This is a genomic window from Borrelia hispanica CRI, from assembly GCF_000500065.1.
In the GTDB taxonomy this organism is placed as follows: Bacteria; Spirochaetota; Spirochaetia; order Borreliales; family Borreliaceae; genus Borrelia; species Borrelia hispanica.
This window is the reverse complement of record NZ_AYOU01000164.1, coordinates 188,724-207,577: the sequence shown is the minus strand read 5'-3', so window position 1 is coordinate 207,577 and position 18,854 is coordinate 188,724. Positions and strand designations below refer to the sequence as shown.

Here is an 18,854-nt window from a genome sequence, read left to right as displayed (position 1 = left end):
TACAATTATATTTTAATATTAGCATTTATTGTAGTACCATACTAATTAAGAGAAAAAAACATGTTAAAAAATTATATATTAAACATAACAAACTTAAAAAAGTCTATTAATGAAATGATACTCTCTCCTTCAGGATTTAGAAAAATATTTGCACAATCAAAAAAAGAAAATTCAATGGATAATGAAATAAATGACGATGATAAAATATTAGTTGCAATAATATCACTTACAATATCTAACTATTTTCAAGATAAGCCAAAACAATACATTAATGTTGGACTAGATTCACGAGCAACGGGAAACATAATATCACAAATAATAATCAAAACATTAATTTTAAACAATGACAAAATTAATTTTTTTGGTATACTTCCAATACCAGAAATTTTGGCCTACACAAAAATTAGCAAAAATTCAAAAGGATTTATATACATTTCTGCTAGTCATAATCCTAAAGGGTATAATGGTATTAAAACTGGTCTAGATGATGGGGGTGTGTTAAATTCGAATGAAATAAAAAAAATAATAAAACAAATTAAATCTAATATCCAAAATGAAAACCTAATAAAAAATCTAATAACAAAATTACAAAATTTTAATAATAATACTCAATACTTAAAAACATATGAAAAAATCATCGCTTCAAAAGACAATTTGAAAACACAATCTTATAACGCATATAAATCACTAATGCAACAAATCATATATTCAGACGAACATAACCAAGAAAACATTGATATACTAAAAGCAAATATCAAAAAAGAACAAATAGGAATAATAGGTGAAATGAACGGAGGATCTCGCATCAATTCAATTGACAAAGAAATGCTTCAATCTTTAGGAATAAAATTAGAATTTCATAACACTAAAATTGGCATTTTTAAGCATGGAATGACTCCTGAAGGAAAATCTTTAAACATGTGCAAAAAAATATTAGAACAAAAATTTAAAAAAGACAATTCATTTCAACTAGGATATGTACCTGACTGTGATGGAGATAGAGGAAATCTGATTACAATAAACAACAATGGACAAGCAAATATTATTTCATCACAAAAAATATTTGCACTCTCAGTACTCTCAGAACTTAGTTACCTTTATCATATAGGAATTAAAAAAAACTTGGCTGTAGTGGTTAATGATGCAACTTCTCTAAACATCGAAAAAATAGCCTCACTATTTAATGCAAAAGTTTACAGAGTTGAAGTTGGAGAAGCAAATTTAACAGAAATGGCTGATATTTTACGAAATAAAGGACTAATAATAAAAATTTTTGGAGAGGGATCAAATGGAGGAAATATTACACATCCTTCAAAGGTAAGAGACCCACTTGCAACTGTTTTTAGCATTATAAAATTACTTAAAATCAAAAATCTTTACAAGATATGGTGCACATTATCTAAAAATTCATATAACGAATACTATAATCTTGATGACATATTAAAAACAATCAACTTTTATAGTAATGTAGAAGTATCATCAAAAGAAGCTATACTTAAGATAAGAGTACAAAATCAAGAAACATTAAAAACTAACTATGAAAAATTATTAAAAACAGAATTTAACAAAAATAATACGATAATAAACCAATTACAAATTAACAATTATGAAATCCTTAATTACGAAGGAATAAAACAAACTACTACTAGAACCCATGATGCATCAGGAGGCCTTAAAGTTTTATTAAAAAATGACAAAAACGAAATAATTGGCACTTTATGGATGCGTGGTTCAAAAACAGAACCTATATTCAGAGTACTAAGCGAAGTTAAATCTGAATATCACAACTTATTATATGATATTTTGGATTTCCACAAACACTTAATAAAAACTGCAAACTCAATAGTGTAATCTCAACACTAAAAATAAAAATAAACAATTTACTTCATAACCACAATTAACACAATTAATACTCAAGATTATTTTTTTATTTATATTTCAACATCTTTTCTACATTCCTTCTAATTCCATTCCATGTTTTTGATATACCCATTAAATTCTTAGCATCTCTTACAGTTTCTAATGCAACTTTTCTAGCCTTATTTGTACCTTCAAAAATTATCTCATCAACATAACCCTTCTTAGCTTTAAATAATTCTCTTCTCTCCCTAATTGGAATTAAGAATTGATTTAAAACATTAAAAAGTCTCTCTTTAACTTCAATATCTCCAATTGTACCTTTTTTATATCTACTCTTAAGTTCACAAAGCTCATCCATATCACTATTAAAAAGATCATGATAAATAAAAACAGGATTACCATCAACTTCTCCTGGTATATCTGCTCTTATTCTTTTTGGATCTGTAAACATAGACATAACTTTTTTGCGTAATGATTTCTCATCATCATTTAAAAATATTGCATTACCAAGACTTTTACTCATCTTAGTTTTACCATCAATTCCCACAAGAGTATGAAAATCTGTAAATATAGCTTCAGGAATTGGAAAAAAATTCTCACCATAAAGAAAATTAAATTTTCTAGCAAGTTCTCTTGTAAGCTCAATATGAGCTTCATTATCACGTCCAACAGGAACAAAATTAGCCTTTGCCATTAAAATATCTGCACTCATTAAAACAGGATAACCTAAAAGCCCATAAGGAACCTCACTCAATCCAGCATTAATGCTCATATCTTTTACACTAGGAATTCTTTGTAAACGATTAACCATAACAATCATTGATAATATTAAATTTAACTCTAAAAGTTCAGGTATTGCCGATTGCAAATAAATATTAACTCTCTCAGGATCAATTCCACAAGACAAATAATCCAAAACTATTTCTCTAACATTAACTGGTATCTCATTAATGCTCTTTAAGTCTGATTGTGTAGTAAGAGTATGTAAATCCGCTATAATAATATAAGTCTCATACTCTTCCTGATACTTTAATCTGTTAACAATAGATCCTACATAATGCCCCAAATGAAGAGAACCTGTAGGCCTATCCCCTGTAAGAATAACTTTTTTTTGCATTAACTTTCCTTATTATCAAAATTATTATCAATATTATCAAGGGTTAATATCTTAGAACCACTTAAGAATACAGAAAAAGGTCTCAAATAAGCTATATTATCCACTATTACCTTTATAACAACTGTAAAAGGATAAGCTATTAAAAGTCCCACTATGCCCCAAAGCCATCCCCAAAAGAAAAGAAAACAAAGCAATAAAAAAGGAGACAGATCAAGTCTATGTCCCTGCATCTTTGGCTCAAGAATATTTCCAATCAACATCTGAACAAATGTATTATATACAAATATATAAAGTACTAAATTTAAATCGGGATAAAACTGCACCAAAGCAGCTATCATAATAAAAAAAACAGCTAAAATTGAACCTATACTTGGAATAAAATTAAAAACAAATGTAAGCACAGCCCATACACGAGGAAAATCTTGCCCAAACAATTTCAAACCTATAAATACCAACAATCCAGTAAGAAAACTAACAAAAACCTTAATTCCTAAATATTTACTAATTTGATTATTTATTGTACTCAAAACTTCAATAAACATACTTGAAACAGATCGTTTAAACGCATTTTTAACTTTTATGTCAAAAATATGTATTTCTGATAACAAAAAATATAATAATAAAAATAAAACCACCAAACTACTTGCAAATCCAATAACTTCATTAGATATCCTAGTTAAAAAAGGGTAAATATATCTAGAAAAATCAATATTACTAATAATAGCACTATCTAATTTATACTTCTCAAGAATATCTACTATAATAAAAATCAATTGTTTTTGATAATAAGGAAGTTGATCAATTAAAACAGTAACACTATAATAAACAAAACTAAAAACTAAATAAGAAAATAAAAAAAGAACAAAAAAAATTATAAAAATAATTAAAACTCTTGGTATTTTTAACTTTTTAAGAAAAGTATAAATAGGATAAACTAAAAATCCAAGCAATACTGCAATAGATAAAGGCTTAAATATCGTTTGGGCCACTTTTAAAATAGTAATCAACATTATAATTAAAGCTACAACATAAAAAATCGACTGTAATCTAACAAACTTCAATCTATCAGTTGTTTTTATTTCTAAAGCCATCTTTTATTTCCCCCCCCATTGAAATTATTATGAAAAATACTTAAAAGTAAAGTCAATACTAAAACTTAAATTCATTAATTAAATTAAGTTCATACAATACATATACATATGGTTCACATATTTAAAAAAATTTTTTCCATTATCCAATTATACAACTTAGTCCCCTTGCCGTAATTAGCCTCAGCCAAATCTCCTACTCTTTTCTCTGCGACTAACTTTTTGGCATTCTCATTGTTACCATAATAAACTGTTAATGTATTTTTATAATGATTTAAATTATTATTCAAAATCTCAAAAGCTGGAATATCATTAAAACCATCTGCAATATAAAACATATTTTCAAAAGGAATTTCTCTTCTACTTTTTGGAATTCGCTTATTAATTTTATCATAAGATCCCTTATTTAATTCAAAAATTACTCTGGTCTTTATTGTATGATCTACAAAATAACACACACTACTTAAAACACTATTCTCCGAAAATTTATTATCTAAACTTTGATAAAAAGGCATAAGGTATGAATCTACAAATTCACAAGCCCAGACCTTAGTAACATAAGAAGCAATACTACTACCCAAAATCATTTGTCTAAAACCACTCGACACAATATAAATGTTGATCATTGCATCTGATTTTTTTAAACTTTTATTTATCTCACTTATTTCTTTAAACAAATCAATCACACCTTCAAAAAACTTTAATTTTGAACCTAATTCAAACAATATTTTATTATTTAATCCTCTAAAAATACCTTCTCTCACGTAAGTTAAAAAATGTGATAAATATATCATCTCATTAGTAATAATATTACAATTATTTTCATTATAAGCAACAGATAAATTTTCAACTTCACTCCAAAACAAATTAGCATCAACATTATACTCATCAAAAAGTACTTGCTGCATGTTACCATAAATTAAAGTATCATCAAAATCAAAAATAAAAGCTATAATTTTTTCTTTTTTACTCATAAATAAAAAATAAATTTAATTTAAGATTAACTTGTATTAAAATATATATACAAGTATGAACATATTCAATACATTATGTATAGTAAAATTATATTATATACAAAATCAATTAAAAAGAAATGCTTATGATAGACATGAATAATATAAATCAAATCAAAGATATCATCTCTAGAATATTAGACATAAGTTTAATTAGCATCTTAGTCTATTATATCTATAAAAATGTAATTAATTCTTATTCAGTAAATTTACTTAAAGGAATGATTATAATTACATCCATTGGCATCATATCTTATTATTTCAACTTATATACAATAAATTGGTTATTAACTTACATAGCAAATATACTACCAATTGCAATGCTTATATTATTTCATCAGGAAATAAAAAAAATAATAATGCAAATTGGCAATTTTAATCTATCTTTTAAGCTTGCAAATAATAAAGAAGAAACTATAAAAACTATTACTGAAATAATTAAAGCAATCAAGCATCTATCAGAAAATAAATCTGGTAGCTTAATATGCATAGAAAAAAAAATACAATTGGAACAAATAATAAATAAAGGAATAAAATTAGATTCTATCGTATCTAACGAAATTTTAATATCAATTTTTGATTATGAAACACCTTTACATGATGGAGCAGTTATTATTAGCAATAATAAAATAGTATATGCTGGGTCCTTTTTACCATTATCTAATGTAGAATCTATTAGCAAAACATTTGGAACAAGACATAGAGCAGGACTTGGAATTTCTGAAAACTCAGATGCAATAACAATAATAACATCTGAAGAAACTGGCTCTATTTCACTAACAAGAAATGGAAAATTAGAATATAATTTAAACTTGAATGAAGTCAAAAAAAAACTAAATATTGCATTAATAGAATGAATAATGATTATAACTAAAAAATTTATAAACATAATTAAGTTATTATTTGAAGATTGGCAAAATAAAGCTATTTCTATCCTAATAGCTATTATTATGTTCATCACATTTTACGTTAACAGCATAGAATCGGTCAATATAGAGAAAAATTTTAATATTTTACTAGAAAATGAAGTTACATTGGGTAAAATGCCTGATTTTAATAAAATATTACTTACAGTCAAAATCAATAAAAAAGATTCAAAATATTTAGATCTAGAACGAATAATTTTATCTGTTGAAGCTAATAACATAAAAGAAGCTGGGGAATATGAATTGCCAATAAAAATTAAAAATTTTAATCCTATTCCTATAGTTGAATACAAACTCTCAAAAAACAAAATCAAACTAAATCTTGACAAAAAAATTTCAAAATTAGTAAAAGTTGAACCTAAGTTCAAATTAATTGAAAAAGAAGGAAAAGGTGAATATTTTATTGCAAAATATAACATAGTACCTGAAAGACTAACAATACATGGCCCAGAAAAAGTAATAAAAGCAATAAATACAATTAAAACAAAAATAAAAGAATTTGACACAAGCACTGTATTTATTTCTGATCATCTTGAAGTAATATCGCCAGATCAACTAATAACACTTGAAAAAAACCACGTAATACTTAACATTACCTTAGGTAAAAAATATATACAAACAACAATAACAAAACCAAATTTAATTTTTAATAACCTAAAAAATGGTCTAGAAATAAAAAATAAAGAAAAAATTCTGGCCCCAGAAAATGAGATGTTTATAAAAATCAGAAGTGGACTATCAGAAAAAATAACCAAAATGCATATAAATAATAACAATATTAATCTCAACCTAGATTTAAGTCAAATTGAAAATCCTGGAATTTATGATATTAAAACAGACATAATACTTAAAAATAACACTTATGGCATAGAAGTATATGAATATGAACCTAAAACAATACAAGTAGAAATAACAGCTAATGAATGATAAAATGACGAAATCAATAGGATGTGATATAATAAAGATTATAAGATTTTCTAGCTTTTTAAAAAATAGAAAAAAGCTAGAAAGATTTTTTACACAAAGAGAAATTGAAAACTTAAAAATGAAAGGAAAAGGAGTTTTAGAAAGTTTAGCCGGTAAATTTTCAGCAAAAGAATCATTGCTCAAAGCTTTAAGTCCACTAGTAGATAATAAAATAAAATATTCACTTAAAGATATTGAAATCATAAGTTTACCAAAAGGTAATGTAACGTTTCAGTTACATAATGATATTAAAAAATTAATCGAAAAAATGAATCTAAAACTGTATTTAACAATTTCGCATGAACGGGAGTATGCTGTTACATTTGTAATAGTAGAAAATTAATATATGAAAAAGATATCATATTTTACAAAAGAAGAAATTGAATGTCCTTTATGTAAACACAAATTTAGAAAAGAAGAATTATTAACAGGAAGTAGCAGATTAATATCTGGTAAACTTAAAGTTGATTTAAAAAGAGAATACGTAACAAATGAAAAGTACGGTGACATCTACCCCAGAATATATTCAATAATAGTATGTCCTAACTGTTATCTCTCGGCTTTCCCAAATGAATTTCACACAATAACACTTATTAATAATAAAACAAAACAACTCCTAATAAATCATACTAATGAACGAAAAAAAATAAAAGAAATTTTTGAAGATGACTTAAACTTCAATCAACCAAGGAGACTTCAAGAGGGAGCTGCCAGTTATATACTTGCGATAATGTGTTATGAATATTTGGACAAAAATCACAACCCAACCCTAAATCAAGCAAAATGTGCAATAAGAGCAGCCTGGACATTAGAAGATCTCGAAAAGAAATATCCAAACAAAAACTATAATTATTTGCAAAAAATATTTTATCATAAAGCAGCATATCTTTATAAATTGACAATAGAAAAAGAACAAAATAATTCAGAACCCATTAATGCTGCAATCATTTTTGGTCCTGATACAGACAAAAATTATGGATATGACGGTGTCTTATATTTATCAGGATTATTAGAATATTTTTATGGAAATATAGAAAATAAACAATACAGATATAACCAGTTAATTGAAATAAAAACTCTTCTGTCTAAAATAGCTGGAATGGGAAAATCATCAAAAGAAAAACCTTCTATCCTCTTAGATAAAATAAAAGAAGTTTATTTTAAGATATCACGTGAAATAAAAACTTTTAAATAAATGAAAAAAAAAATACTTGCAGAAATAGCATATGATGGCTCACTATATCATGGTTTTCAAATTCAACCTACAAAACCAACAATTCAAGGAGAAATAGAAAAAGCATTAGAAAAAATAAATAAAACAAAAGTTAAAATTCAATCAGCAGGTAGAACAGATAAAGGCGTTCACGCAAAAAGACAAATAATATCTTTTTATATAAAAATCAATATTAATCTTAAAAATTTAAAGGCAGCAATAAATTCTCTCTTAAAGGATGATATTAGAATAATGAAATTAAAGTATGTATCAAATGAATTTCAACCCAGATTTCATGCAAAGAAAAGAAAATATACCTATTACATACTTAACAATGAAAATCATTATCCTTGGGAAGGATACCAAGCCTACTCTGTAAGAAAAAAACTAAATATTAACAGATTAAATGCAATGGCTGAAATGTTAATTGGTTTACATGATTTTACAACTTTTTCATGTATTAGAGATCAAACAAATTCAAAATTAAAAGAAATTTACTTCGCTAAATTTAAGAAAAAAAACAAATTTATCGTCTTTGAAATAATAGGCTCTTCATTTTTATGGAAAATGGTAAGATCAATAGTAGGAACAATGATCGACATAGAAATCAAAAATGAACCTGTTGATACCTTCATAAAAATATTAAAGTCGAAAAACAGAAAATATACACGAACAACAGCACCTGCAAAAGCTTTATTTTTAGATAGGATTTTTTATGAATAAAAATAAACTAATCAAAAAAATAATATTATTTAGAATACTGAAAAATAATATATCAGGAAACATTTATTATAACTATAAAGAAGAAATTGAAAAAATTAAAAATAAAATAACAAAAGTTAAAAACGTAGATATGTTAGAACAAGTAAATATCAAAGAAAATCAACCCATAAAATCACTAGAACATAATACAAAGAAAACTAATACAAAAAATTTATTAATAATATATATAGATAAAAAACATTTAAATCAAAATACAAATGCAATAATCAAAAAATGGTGTGAAAGCATCAGTATATTAAATTATAAAATAATAGATAATTCTAATACTCTAATTGCAGAGATTGATAATCAACAACCCAAAGCAATTCTTGCTTGCGAAGAAGTAGAATTATTTTTAAATCAAAACCTAAGAATACAAATTGTTAGAGGATTTGAATTAAAATTTAAAAAAATTCCAATAGTATTTACACATCTTCCTACAAGTCAAATAAGCAATCCAGAACTCAAAAAAGAAATCTGGCAAGATCTAAAAATTATAAAAGGCATAATAAAATATGGATGATAATCTGGAACAAAATTTTTACTATGACATTGCATTCAATATACCTATCAACAGACTTTTTCTTTATAAGTACAAATTAACATTGGAAACGGGCACAAGAGTAATAACAAATTTTAATGGAAAAGAAACAATTGGAATCATAATTAAAAGATATTATAAAGAAGAACTAAAAAAAGATTTTACATTTTCAATAAAAGATATATTAAAGGTCATTGACGATCATGCAATAATCACAGAACATAATATTAATCTTGCACGTTGGATTAGTCAAAAAACATTTTCTGGATTTGGAGAAACTTTATTTTGCGGATTACCTAAAATTTCAACTTCAAATAAAAAAATAAAAGACAATAAAAGTGAAAGTCCAAAATCCACAGTATCTATCCAATTAAATGAAGAACAAAATAAAATTTATAAAGACATTATTGAATCAAGTATCCAAAATACATTTTATCTATTTGGTGTTCCGGGTTCTGGAAAAACAGAGATATTTATTAAATTATGCGAAAATTATTTAGAACAAAAAAAACAAATAATTTTTCTAATTCCTGAAATTTCATTAGGTTATCAAATAATTCAAAGACTTAAAGCAAGCTTAAGCACAAATCACATTTATGAGTATAACTCTAAAGTATCCAATTCTAATAAAATTGATATATGGAACAAAGTCAAAAATGGAGAAAGTTTAATCATACTTGGAATTAAGAGCGCATTAATGCTACCTTTTACAAATTTAGGATTAATAATCATGGATGAAGAACATGAACACACATATAAATCTGAAAACACCCCACGATTTCATTCAAGACATATAGGATTTTTTTTACAAAACACTTTCAATGCCAAATTTATAATGGGAAGTGCAACCCCATCACTTGAGGCATATCTTGCAATGGAAAATAATCAAATTAAAAAGATGGTTTTAAAAAATAAATTTTTAACAAAAACACTGAAAGAACTTAAAATAATTGATATGAAAAAAGAACCTCAAATAATATCTTCAGAATTACTTTACAGTATACAAAAAAGTATACTTGAAAAAAGGCAAGCATTAATCTTTATTAATAAAAGGGGATACTCAAAAATACTTGAATGTAAAATTTGTGAATACATAATTTGCTGTCCCAACTGTTCTGTTAATCTAACTTATCATCAAAATGAAAACAAACTCATTTGTCATTACTGTAATCATAAAACAAATATAATAAAAGCTTGTCCCAAATGTAACTCAAAAGACATTATGTATAAAACATACGGTATTCAATTTATAGAAAGAGAACTAAAAAAATTTTTGCCAAATGCACGAATAGCAAGAATAGACTCTGATATTAATCAAAAAGAAATTTCTCAATCAATAAATGCATTTGAAAATGAACAATTAGATATCTTAATTGGAACGCAAATTATTGCAAAAGGTTTTAATTTTAAACAAATCAAAACATTAGGCATTATTAATGCAGATATTGGAATAGATTTTCCTGATTTTAGAAGTAGTGAAAAAATCTTTGCAATAATTTCACAAGTGTTAGGAAGAGCCGCAAGATTTAAAAGTGATAATACAATTATTATTCAAACAAAAAATCCAAATTATTATGCTATAAAATATGCATATGAAGGTAAATACGAAGAATTTTATCAAGAAGAAATAAAAATCCGAAAAGAATTAAATTATCCTCCCTTTAAAAAAATAATCAGGATAGTAGTTAGAAGTCAAAAACAAGAAGCTGCCAAACATAAATGCTTAGAATTTTTCGACATATCTAAAGAATTCTTAAATGATGATATAGACTATTTTGGCCCATCAAAGGCTCCTATGTCAAAAATATCCAAATACTATAGATATAATATTTTATATTTATCAAAAACATTTAATCCTCTTGAAAAGTTAATACGCAACACAAAAGAAAGAATAAAAAATACAAAAGACACATATATTGAAATAGATTATTATCCACTTTCACTACTTTAAAAAAATTTTGAACTATCCTTTACAAGTGTCTTTAAAAAAGATGAAAGAACATAAAGGGCTTTATCATTGTGCCCTCCTTCAGGAATAATTAAATCAGCATATTCCTTAGTAGGTTCAATAAATCTGTAATATCCTGCTCTGGTTGTACTTAAATATTGTTCAATAACGGACTCCAATGTACGCCCTCTCTTAGACATATCTCGTTCAAGCCTTCTAATAAATCTAATATCATTAGGAGTATCTATATATATCTTCAAATCTATTAAATTACGTACACGTTCCTCAACAAAAATCATAATACCTTCAACAATCACAATAGGAGTCGGAACTATTTCAATAGTTTCATCTCTCCTTTTATGGTTAATAAAATCATAAAGTGGCATATTAATCGATTGATTTTCTTTTAATTTTTTTAATTGCTTATAAAATAAATTATTATCAAAAGCATCTGGATGATCAAAATTAACATCTAAAAACTCATACTCATAATCCCCAACACTTTTATAATAATTATCCTGAGATATAAGAACGAATTCAGAAATAACTTCACTAATTTTATTCACAATTGTAGTTTTACCACTTCCAGACCCACCAGATATTCCGATAATCTTAACCATTAATCTCTTCTTTAGATCCGGGCAATCTAGGCATATTTCTTAATGTTCCCGCTACAAATACATTTTTAAACCCTAATCCTTTTAAAAGCTTCTCAGCTTCAAAAGACTTACTAAAACTTTTACCATAAATTATTATTTGAGTATCCAAACTACCCAATTTATCTTTTTTTGCAAATAAATTTTTAAAAGGAATATTAATTGCTCTTGCATAATGAGACTTGGCATATTCCTTAGAAGATCTAATATCTAATACTTTTGCACCATTTTTAATTTTTTCTAATAAGGCTATGTTTGTTCTCTTCATTTTTAAAATAATAAAAAACCAAATATAAAAAAAGAGAAAAACTATTAAACATATAAGCTTTAAATAACTAACAATCATATCTTTTATAAAACAATAATATCAAAAAAAAAGAAACAATTGCAATAAAAGTGAATTGTTTTTTAGTAAAATTAGTATAAAATTCAGATGAATCAATAATTTTATACTAAAGAGTAAAGTAATAAAAAATGAAGAAAAAAAAGAACAAATGGATTAGAATAAAGCAAAAATTCAAATTTGTTATATTAAAAATATTAAGAAAGCAACTTAAAAATGTCTTTAAAGATCCTAAACTAATATTCATTAGCACATTACAAATAATAATGGGTTCACTCTTAATGGCAATATCCACAAACATTTTATACATACCACATGGGCTCTTAAGTGGCGGAATTGCAGGAATTTCATTAATGTTACACTATCTTTTAGATTTCAATCTAGGGCTTACAATCTTTATATTAAATATTCCATTATTTATTATTGGAATAAAATTTTTAAATATAACTTTTGTAATTCAAAGCTGGATTGCAATGGCTCTATATTCTTTAATAGTCAACTATTCACAATTCTTGCAATACAAAATGCAACTAAATGACATGATACTTGTGTCAATTTTAGCAGGTTTAATATCAGGACTTGGACTTGGCTTAATATTTAAAGCAAAAGGTTCATCGGGCGGTACGGATATAATTTCCATGATAATTAAAGAAAAATATTCAATTAGTATTGGAACTACAAACTTTCTATTTAATCTTGCAGTATTATTAATTGCAGCAACATTTTTTAATATCGAAATTGCTCTTTATACTCTCATAGCTTCATTTGTAACAGCTATAATGACAGACAAAACAAGTACAGGATTTGGAAATCAAAAAGCAATTCTCATAATCTCAGACAAAGGAAAAGAGATATCCTACTTACTTACCAATAAATTAAAAGTAGCAGCCACACTACTTGAAGGTAAAGGAGCTTGGGCTGGCAATGACAAAACCATAGTTTTTATAGTAGTTCCAACAATGCGTATGTCTAGAATAAAATATATTTCTCAAAAAATTGACCCTAACTGCTTTATTACAGTCATTAACACAAATGAAATAACTGGTGGAAAAAAAATTATCGAAGAAAATACAAATAAAAACGACATTGAAAGTTAAAACTTATCTAAAACAACATTCAAATCTTCAACAAGTAAATTCAATGTTGCATCATCATAAAAATTCGATAAAAAATCAATAAATCTTCTAGGTAATACTGAAATAAACTTCTTCAAAAAACCTTCTTTAATATTAATTTCAAGCTTATAAGAATGAAGCATCAAAGATATTTCTTTAAATTCCTGATCTACCCTAGAATAAATATCATCGCCTAATATTGGATGGTTTAAATATTTCATATGAACTCTTAATTGATGAGTACGTCCTGTTTTAGGTTGAAGCACTACTAATGAATAATTTTTCATACTAATTAATACTTTATATTCGGTTAATGCTCTCTTTCCACTATTTTTATGCACAGTAAACTTTTTTCTATCATATCTATCTCTATCTATAAAAGTATCAATAATGCCACCATCAACTTTAAAATTACCTTTAACAATTGCAATATAAACCTTTTTAACAGATCTATTCTTAAACTGATCAAATAAAAAATTTAAAGTTTCCAAATTTTTAGCACAAATCATCACACCAGAAGTTTCTTTATCCAATCTATGCACAATTCCAGGTCTAATTTTATTTTCTTGAAACTTATATCTTAAATTCGATATATGATGTAATAGAAAATTCACAACAGTATTCTCAAAATTTGATATACCAGGATGACTTAAAATCCCTTGAGGTTTTTCTACAACAATGACATTTATATCCTCATAAAGAATATTAATGGGCAAATTCAAGGGTACTAAATATTCTCCTAAATCAATCTCTTTATTAAATTCTATTAATATTCTATCTTTTACAAAAACGGGCTTAGATAATTTAATTGAACTAAAATAACCATCATTAAATTTAAATGCTTTTAGTTCCCTCTTTTTAATTTGACTTCTATTAAAAAGACACAGATGTTCTGATAAATAAATATCTAATCTTTGAGAATTATGTTTTACAATAAACTCTTTTTTAAGTTTTTCCATCTAAGAATAAATCAAGCTATCAATCAAAGCAATAATTAATGATATTGCAAGTCCAACTGACGTAGAGACTACAAATTTTTTAAAATTTTCATCTTTAGAAAGTTCAAAATTACCCGAAAAAGGATATGGAAAACTTTTTGCACCATTGCTATTAAAATAATAAGATAAATCAAAACAATACAAACCTAAAAACAACGCTATGGGAAAAGCACCAATACTTATTGCTGAAAACCTAAATACTTTTTTACCCCAATTAGAATCAATAGTTTTTTCTATATTTAAATCCTTATTTTCTTGAATATCTTTATAAAAAAAATCATCGCTAAATTGAAATTTATCAAAAATTTCATTGCCAAAATTAATATTATTTTCGCTGAAATAAATTTCATTCTCCAGCGAAAATTTTTGACTTAAGTTTAAATATTCAAAATCTAATTTAGTATAACCTAAAGAATTTGAATAAAGAATAAAAATATTGCAAATAAAAAGCAAAAATCTAATCATCATTAATAATTCATGTTTCCAATTCTAATTTCAATGTTAATGTTATCTCATCAACAAGTTCAGACGCACCAAAATATTGAATAGGCCCTGGAAAAACATATAAATTATTGACTTCCCATTGTTCACGATGTTTAACAAATTCATTAAAAGGTGCTCCATTTAAATCAACAAGAGCCTTTTTAATAACAGGTTTTAAAACACCATATCTCTCCTCCATATTCATCATCATTGTTATAGGTACTCCACCTGCAATCCATTCAGTAGCATTTTTATTTAAATTTTTAATAGTAGACATATAGCCTGTAAAACCATTTAAAACAAGCAATGCAGCATTATAACCCAAACTATAACAATAATCACTATCAAAATTTGAAGGAGTAACACTTCTACCCTCATAACCAAAAAAATGATCAATCGGAGAAAATTTACCACTATATTCACCAAGATTTCTTAACTCTTCCAACCTAACACTAACCATTTCCATAAATAACTTCTCAGTAGGCACTCGAGAAACATGAAAATTACCATGAGGATCTCTCTCTAAAACAGAATTTACAAGTTCAATTTGAATAAATAATGGCAAAGACACATAAACTTTTTTCATATACTCACTAAGCTTAGAGATAAAAACTTTTCTTATATCCTCAACATCTAATCCCTTAAATTCCTCTTCATTACTATCAAAAATACTACACAATTCAATCATCAAAGATTTAACTTCAGGAATAAATTCAATAACACCTTCAGGAATTATAATAACACCAAAATTATAACCTTTTAATGAACGTTTTATAACAACAGACGCTATATCTCCAACAATTTCTGATAAAGTTTTATTTTTTGCCAAAACTTCTTCAGATATAATACAAATATTAGGATGTGTCTTTAAAGCACACTCAAGAGCAACATGAGACGCACTTCTTCCCATAATCTTTATAAAATGCCAATATTTTCCAGCAGACATAGCATCACGACATAAATTACCCACCATCTCAGAATAAGTCTTAGTAGCAGAATCAAATCCAAATGAAATTTGAATATGCTCATTCCTCAAATCAGCATCAATTGTTTTAGGGACACCAATAACTTGAATATCATGATGTTTTTTCTTAAAAAACTCTGCTAATAAAGCGGCATTAGTATTTGAATCATCACCACCAATAATAATAAGAGCATTAAGATTATTTTTAAGAACTACTGACAAAACCTGCTCATATTGAACATCAGTTTCTATTTTAGTGCGACCAGAAGATACAATATCAAAACCACCTGTGTTCTTATAAGCATTTATTAGATCTTGTGTAATTTCAATTTTTTTATCATCTAACAAACCTGCAGGACCACCTTTAAACCCAAAAATTTTTGAATTTGAATTAGATTTTTTTATTGCATCAAAAATACCAGCAACAACATTATGTCCTCCAGGCGCAGGCCCACCTGAAAGAATTATTCCTACATTTAACACTTTTGTAAAATCTACATTCGAAGAACCTTGAGTAAAATTAACAACCGGAAGTCCATAAGTATTTTTAAAAACTTCTCTTAACGCATCTTTATTTTCAAGAGCGTCTGTCTTGTCACCAAAAACTACACTAATGTTTTGAAAATCATTTGTTAAAATTTTTGGCAACCTTGGAACATACTTATATCTTTCCTTTTGCAAAATTGAAATCATATATCTTCTCCTTTCAAGATGTATCTAAATTATTACTAAGTAAATACTAAAATAATTAATCATTAATATCTATATATGACTTAAAAATAAAGTAGCATCACCATAAGAAAAAAATCTGTAATTCATTGTTACAGCTTCTCTATAAGCATTAAACACAAAATCTTTACCACCAAATGAAGAGACCAACATTAAAAGCGTCGATTCTGGTGTATGAAAATTTGTAAAAAGCATATCAACAGATTTAAATTTATAATTTTTACCTGGATAAATAAAAAGATTGGTTTTCTGTTCACCTCTAGTAAACTTTCTATTTTCTTTATCATAAGCAGATTCTAATGCCCTAAGCGTAGTAGTCCCAACAGCTAAAATTTTTTTACCTAAAGATTTAGCTCTCTCAAGCCTACAAGCTACAGAATCTCTTATTGAAAAACTTTCAAAATGCATTTTGTGTTTTTCTATTGTTTTGGTCCTAACAGGAAGAAAAGTCCCAAGTCCAACATGAAGTGTAATAAAATCATATTCAATATCATTCCGATCAAATTTAGAAAATAATTCTTCACTAAAATGTAAACCTGCTGTAGCTGATGCTGATGAACCAATATATTTTGAATAAATAGTCTGATAACGATCTTCATCCTCTTTATCATAATCCCTTTTAATATAAGGTGGCAAAGGAATAAACCCATACTGTTCAAAATAAGATTCATCCACATATCTACTAAACTTGATTGTAAATTCATTATCTAATTTTGAAATTATCTGAGCTGACAAATCTTTAGGAAATCTATAAACTTTACCAACTTTTTGTCTTTTAGCTTTAGAAATTAAAGACGTAAATGTATCTCCTGTCAATCTATTTAGAATTAAAAACTCAACACGACCATCATAATCTGTCTTAGCATATATTCTCGATTTCCTCACTCTTGAATCATTAAATACTAAAAAAGTATTGCTACCAATATACTTCAAAATATCATTTACTGAATCAGTATGATAAATTTTTTGACTAATAGAATCCAAAACCATTAATTTTGCCAAACCTCTTCTTTCACTTGGATACTGTGCTATTAAGTGATGTGGTAAATCAAAATAAAATTCCTTAGTATCCATACTACCTACTAATATCAAAAATGGTCTGATTATTCTTGTTTAAATTTAAATGTAAATACGCAAAATCAGTAGCTCTGCGTCCTCTATTAGTTCTCTCAATGAAACCCTTTAAAACAAGATAAGGTTCATAAAAATCTTCAAGAGAATCTGATGTCTCCCCAACAGAAATTGCTAAGGTTTCAATCCCAACAGGACCACCTTTAAACTTTAATATCAAATTTCTCAAAATATTTCTATCTTGTTCATCAAGTCCCTCATGATCAATTTTTAACATTTCAAGTCCAGAAGTTACAACATCCTCTGTAATTAAATTATAACCACCAACCTGAGCAAAATCTCTCATTCTCCTTAAAAGTTTATTTGCTATACGAGGAGTTCCTCTTGAACTTTTTGCAAGAAGCAAGGCAGCTTTATCATTCAATTTAACATCTAAAATAAAAGCACTTCTTTGTATAATTTTTGAAAGTTCATATTCATTATAAAGATCAAATCTAAATACAATTCCAAATCTTGCATAAAAGGGTGATGCTACTTTTCCTGGCTTTGTAGTAGCTCCAATTAAAGTAAACTTAGGAATTGACATTCTTACAGTCCTTGCAACAGCACCTTGTCCAACTATACAATCTATCTTATAATCTTCCATTGCAATATAAAGCATTTCCTCTATTGCAGGTTTAAGCCTATGTATTTCATCAATAAATAAAACACTCTTATCATTAAGGGTCGTTAAAATTCCAACAATATCTTTTGGTTTCTCAAAAGCTGGTGCTGAAGTTATCTTAATTGTAGTATTCATTTCAAGAGCAATAATACTAGCCAAAGTAGTCTTCCCAAGTCCCGGAGGACCACTTAAAAACACATGGTCAAGTGCCTCATTCCTGTCTCTAGATGCTTTTATGAAAATATCTAAATTATCTTTAATATGAGATTGTCCTGAAAAATCTTTAAGAAATTCTGGTCTAAGCTCATCTTCACTATTGTCATAAAGACAATTTTTTTCAGAATTTAAAAAGCCCAAATCCATTTAAATTTCACCCTCTTTAATCAACATTAATCAT

The 18,854-nt window shown here is 26.4% G+C and carries 19 protein-coding genes; 9 read left to right on the top strand and 10 right to left on the bottom strand.

Going from position 1 to position 18,854, the window contains the following annotated elements; translation table 11 throughout:
• The first annotated feature begins 60 nt into the window (after window positions 1-60).
• Window positions 61-1,851, top strand: coding sequence for a phosphoglucomutase (locus U880_RS0109410; protein ID WP_024655774.1), 1,791 nt, complete (start codon window positions 61-63; stop codon window positions 1,849-1,851).
• 76 nt (window positions 1,852-1,927) lie between these two features.
• Here the strand turns inward: U880_RS0109410 and trpS are convergent, their stop codons facing one another.
• The 3 genes from trpS to U880_RS0109395 all read right to left on the bottom strand — a co-directional run bounded on the left by trpS (window position 1,928) and on the right by U880_RS0109395 (window position 5,039).
• Window positions 1,928-2,977 (bottom strand): tryptophan--tRNA ligase, encoded by a 1,050-nt coding sequence (gene trpS, locus U880_RS0109405; RefSeq protein ID WP_024655773.1) that lies wholly within the window; start codon window positions 2,975-2,977, stop codon window positions 1,928-1,930.
• Window positions 2,977-4,068: an AI-2E family transporter gene (locus U880_RS0109400; RefSeq protein ID WP_024655772.1), complete on the bottom strand. Its 1,092-nt coding sequence runs from the start codon at window positions 4,066-4,068 to the stop codon at window positions 2,977-2,979. The genes trpS and U880_RS0109400 overlap by 1 nt, the downstream gene beginning before the upstream one ends.
• Window positions 4,069-4,181: 113 nt before the next feature.
• Window positions 4,182-5,039 (bottom strand): HAD family hydrolase, encoded by an 858-nt coding sequence (locus U880_RS0109395; protein ID WP_024655771.1) that lies wholly within the window; start codon window positions 5,037-5,039, stop codon window positions 4,182-4,184.
• A 125-nt stretch (window positions 5,040-5,164) separates the two neighbouring features.
• Between U880_RS0109395 and cdaA the strand changes: the two genes are divergently transcribed.
• The 7 genes from cdaA to priA are packed head-to-tail and all read left to right on the top strand — an operon-like array spanning window position 5,165 to window position 11,437.
• Window positions 5,165-5,935 carry a diadenylate cyclase CdaA gene (gene cdaA / locus U880_RS0109390; RefSeq protein WP_024655770.1) on the top strand — a complete coding sequence of 257 codons (771 nt, stop codon included), beginning with the start codon at window positions 5,165-5,167 and terminating at the stop codon, window positions 5,933-5,935.
• A gap of 3 nt (window positions 5,936-5,938) precedes the next feature.
• Window positions 5,939-6,931, top strand: coding sequence for a YbbR-like domain-containing protein (locus U880_RS0109385; protein WP_024655769.1), 993 nt, complete (start codon window positions 5,939-5,941; stop codon window positions 6,929-6,931).
• Window positions 6,924-7,313, top strand: a complete 390-nt coding sequence (gene acpS / locus U880_RS0109380; protein ID WP_038359738.1) for a holo-ACP synthase — start codon at window positions 6,924-6,926, stop codon at window positions 7,311-7,313. The genes U880_RS0109385 and acpS overlap by 8 nt, the downstream gene beginning before the upstream one ends.
• Window positions 7,314-7,316: 3 nt before the next feature.
• The gene (locus U880_RS0109375; RefSeq protein WP_024655767.1) at window positions 7,317-8,165 is read left to right on the top strand and encodes a DUF2225 domain-containing protein; all 849 of its coding nucleotides are present in this window, start codon (window positions 7,317-7,319) and stop codon (window positions 8,163-8,165) included.
• The gene (gene truA, locus U880_RS0109370) at window positions 8,166-8,906 is read left to right on the top strand and encodes a tRNA pseudouridine(38-40) synthase TruA (RefSeq protein ID WP_024655766.1); all 741 of its coding nucleotides are present in this window, start codon (window positions 8,166-8,168) and stop codon (window positions 8,904-8,906) included. It begins immediately after the preceding gene.
• Window positions 8,899-9,468, top strand: coding sequence for a uracil-DNA glycosylase family protein (locus tag U880_RS0109365; RefSeq protein WP_024655765.1), 570 nt, complete (start codon window positions 8,899-8,901; stop codon window positions 9,466-9,468). The genes truA and U880_RS0109365 overlap by 8 nt, the downstream gene beginning before the upstream one ends.
• Window positions 9,461-11,437, top strand: a complete 1,977-nt coding sequence (gene priA, locus U880_RS0109360; RefSeq protein ID WP_024655764.1) for a replication restart helicase PriA — start codon at window positions 9,461-9,463, stop codon at window positions 11,435-11,437. Before U880_RS0109365 ends, priA begins: the two co-directional genes overlap by 8 nt.
• Here priA and udk read toward each other — a convergent pair.
• Both udk and U880_RS0109350 read right to left on the bottom strand, forming a co-directional pair.
• Window positions 11,434-12,054, bottom strand: coding sequence for a uridine kinase (udk, locus tag U880_RS0109355; RefSeq protein ID WP_024655763.1), 621 nt, complete (start codon window positions 12,052-12,054; stop codon window positions 11,434-11,436). The two genes, priA and udk, sit on opposite strands and share 4 nt — an antisense overlap.
• Window positions 12,047-12,436: a rhodanese-like domain-containing protein gene (locus U880_RS0109350; protein ID WP_024655762.1), complete on the bottom strand. Its 390-nt coding sequence runs from the start codon at window positions 12,434-12,436 to the stop codon at window positions 12,047-12,049. The genes udk and U880_RS0109350 overlap by 8 nt, the downstream gene beginning before the upstream one ends.
• 128 nt (window positions 12,437-12,564) lie before the next feature.
• Between U880_RS0109350 and U880_RS0109345 the strand changes: the two genes are divergently transcribed.
• Window positions 12,565-13,530, top strand: coding sequence for a YitT family protein (locus U880_RS0109345; RefSeq protein WP_024655761.1), 966 nt, complete (start codon window positions 12,565-12,567; stop codon window positions 13,528-13,530).
• Here U880_RS0109345 and U880_RS0109340 read toward each other — a convergent pair.
• From U880_RS0109340 to ruvB, 5 genes are all read right to left on the bottom strand, one after another.
• The gene (locus U880_RS0109340; protein ID WP_024655760.1) at window positions 13,527-14,507 is read right to left on the bottom strand and encodes an RluA family pseudouridine synthase; all 981 of its coding nucleotides are present in this window, start codon (window positions 14,505-14,507) and stop codon (window positions 13,527-13,529) included. The genes U880_RS0109345 and U880_RS0109340 overlap by 4 nt on opposite strands.
• Window positions 14,508-15,014: a hypothetical protein gene (locus U880_RS0109335; RefSeq protein WP_024655759.1), complete on the bottom strand. Its 507-nt coding sequence runs from the start codon at window positions 15,012-15,014 to the stop codon at window positions 14,508-14,510.
• Window positions 15,015-15,021: 7 nt separating this feature from the next.
• Window positions 15,022-16,686 (bottom strand): diphosphate--fructose-6-phosphate 1-phosphotransferase, encoded by a 1,665-nt coding sequence (locus U880_RS0109330; RefSeq protein ID WP_024655758.1) that lies wholly within the window; start codon window positions 16,684-16,686, stop codon window positions 15,022-15,024.
• A gap of 69 nt (window positions 16,687-16,755) precedes the next feature.
• Entirely contained in the window at window positions 16,756-17,796 is a 1,041-nt protein-coding gene (queA, locus tag U880_RS0109325) for a tRNA preQ1(34) S-adenosylmethionine ribosyltransferase-isomerase QueA (RefSeq protein WP_024655757.1), read from the bottom strand.
• A gap of 1 nt (window position 17,797) precedes the next feature.
• Window positions 17,798-18,820, bottom strand: a complete 1,023-nt coding sequence (gene ruvB, locus U880_RS0109320) for a Holliday junction branch migration DNA helicase RuvB (protein ID WP_024655756.1) — start codon at window positions 18,818-18,820, stop codon at window positions 17,798-17,800.
• Between the last annotated feature and the right edge of the window lie 34 nt (window positions 18,821-18,854).

Bases quoted from the DNA above. Each gene is read 5' to 3' on its own strand.
- U880_RS0109410 (WP_024655774.1), top strand. From the start codon at position 61: ATGTTAAAAAATTATATATTAAACATAACAAACTTAAAAAAGTCTATT.
- trpS (WP_024655773.1), bottom strand. From the start codon at position 2,977: ATGCAAAAAAAAGTTATTCTTACAGGGGATAGGCCTACAGGTTCTCTT.
- U880_RS0109400 (WP_024655772.1), bottom strand. From the start codon at position 4,068: ATGGCTTTAGAAATAAAAACAACTGATAGATTGAAGTTTGTTAGATTA.
- U880_RS0109395 (WP_024655771.1), bottom strand. From the start codon at position 5,039: ATGAGTAAAAAAGAAAAAATTATAGCTTTTATTTTTGATTTTGATGAT.
- cdaA (WP_024655770.1), top strand. From the start codon at position 5,165: ATGATAGACATGAATAATATAAATCAAATCAAAGATATCATCTCTAGA.
- U880_RS0109385 (WP_024655769.1), top strand. From the start codon at position 5,939: ATGATTATAACTAAAAAATTTATAAACATAATTAAGTTATTATTTGAA.
- acpS (WP_038359738.1), top strand. From the start codon at position 6,924: ATGAATGATAAAATGACGAAATCAATAGGATGTGATATAATAAAGATT.
- U880_RS0109375 (WP_024655767.1), top strand. From the start codon at position 7,317: ATGAAAAAGATATCATATTTTACAAAAGAAGAAATTGAATGTCCTTTA.
- truA (WP_024655766.1), top strand. From the start codon at position 8,166: ATGAAAAAAAAAATACTTGCAGAAATAGCATATGATGGCTCACTATAT.
- U880_RS0109365 (WP_024655765.1), top strand. From the start codon at position 8,899: ATGAATAAAAATAAACTAATCAAAAAAATAATATTATTTAGAATACTG.
- priA (WP_024655764.1), top strand. From the start codon at position 9,461: ATGGATGATAATCTGGAACAAAATTTTTACTATGACATTGCATTCAAT.
- udk (WP_024655763.1), bottom strand. From the start codon at position 12,054: ATGGTTAAGATTATCGGAATATCTGGTGGGTCTGGAAGTGGTAAAACT.
- U880_RS0109350 (WP_024655762.1), bottom strand. From the start codon at position 12,436: ATGATTGTTAGTTATTTAAAGCTTATATGTTTAATAGTTTTTCTCTTT.
- U880_RS0109345 (WP_024655761.1), top strand. From the start codon at position 12,565: ATGAAGAAAAAAAAGAACAAATGGATTAGAATAAAGCAAAAATTCAAA.
- U880_RS0109340 (WP_024655760.1), bottom strand. From the start codon at position 14,507: ATGGAAAAACTTAAAAAAGAGTTTATTGTAAAACATAATTCTCAAAGA.
- U880_RS0109335 (WP_024655759.1), bottom strand. From the start codon at position 15,014: ATGATGATTAGATTTTTGCTTTTTATTTGCAATATTTTTATTCTTTAT.
- U880_RS0109330 (WP_024655758.1), bottom strand. From the start codon at position 16,686: ATGATTTCAATTTTGCAAAAGGAAAGATATAAGTATGTTCCAAGGTTG.
- queA (WP_024655757.1), bottom strand. From the start codon at position 17,796: ATGGATACTAAGGAATTTTATTTTGATTTACCACATCACTTAATAGCA.
- ruvB (WP_024655756.1), bottom strand. From the start codon at position 18,820: ATGGATTTGGGCTTTTTAAATTCTGAAAAAAATTGTCTTTATGACAAT.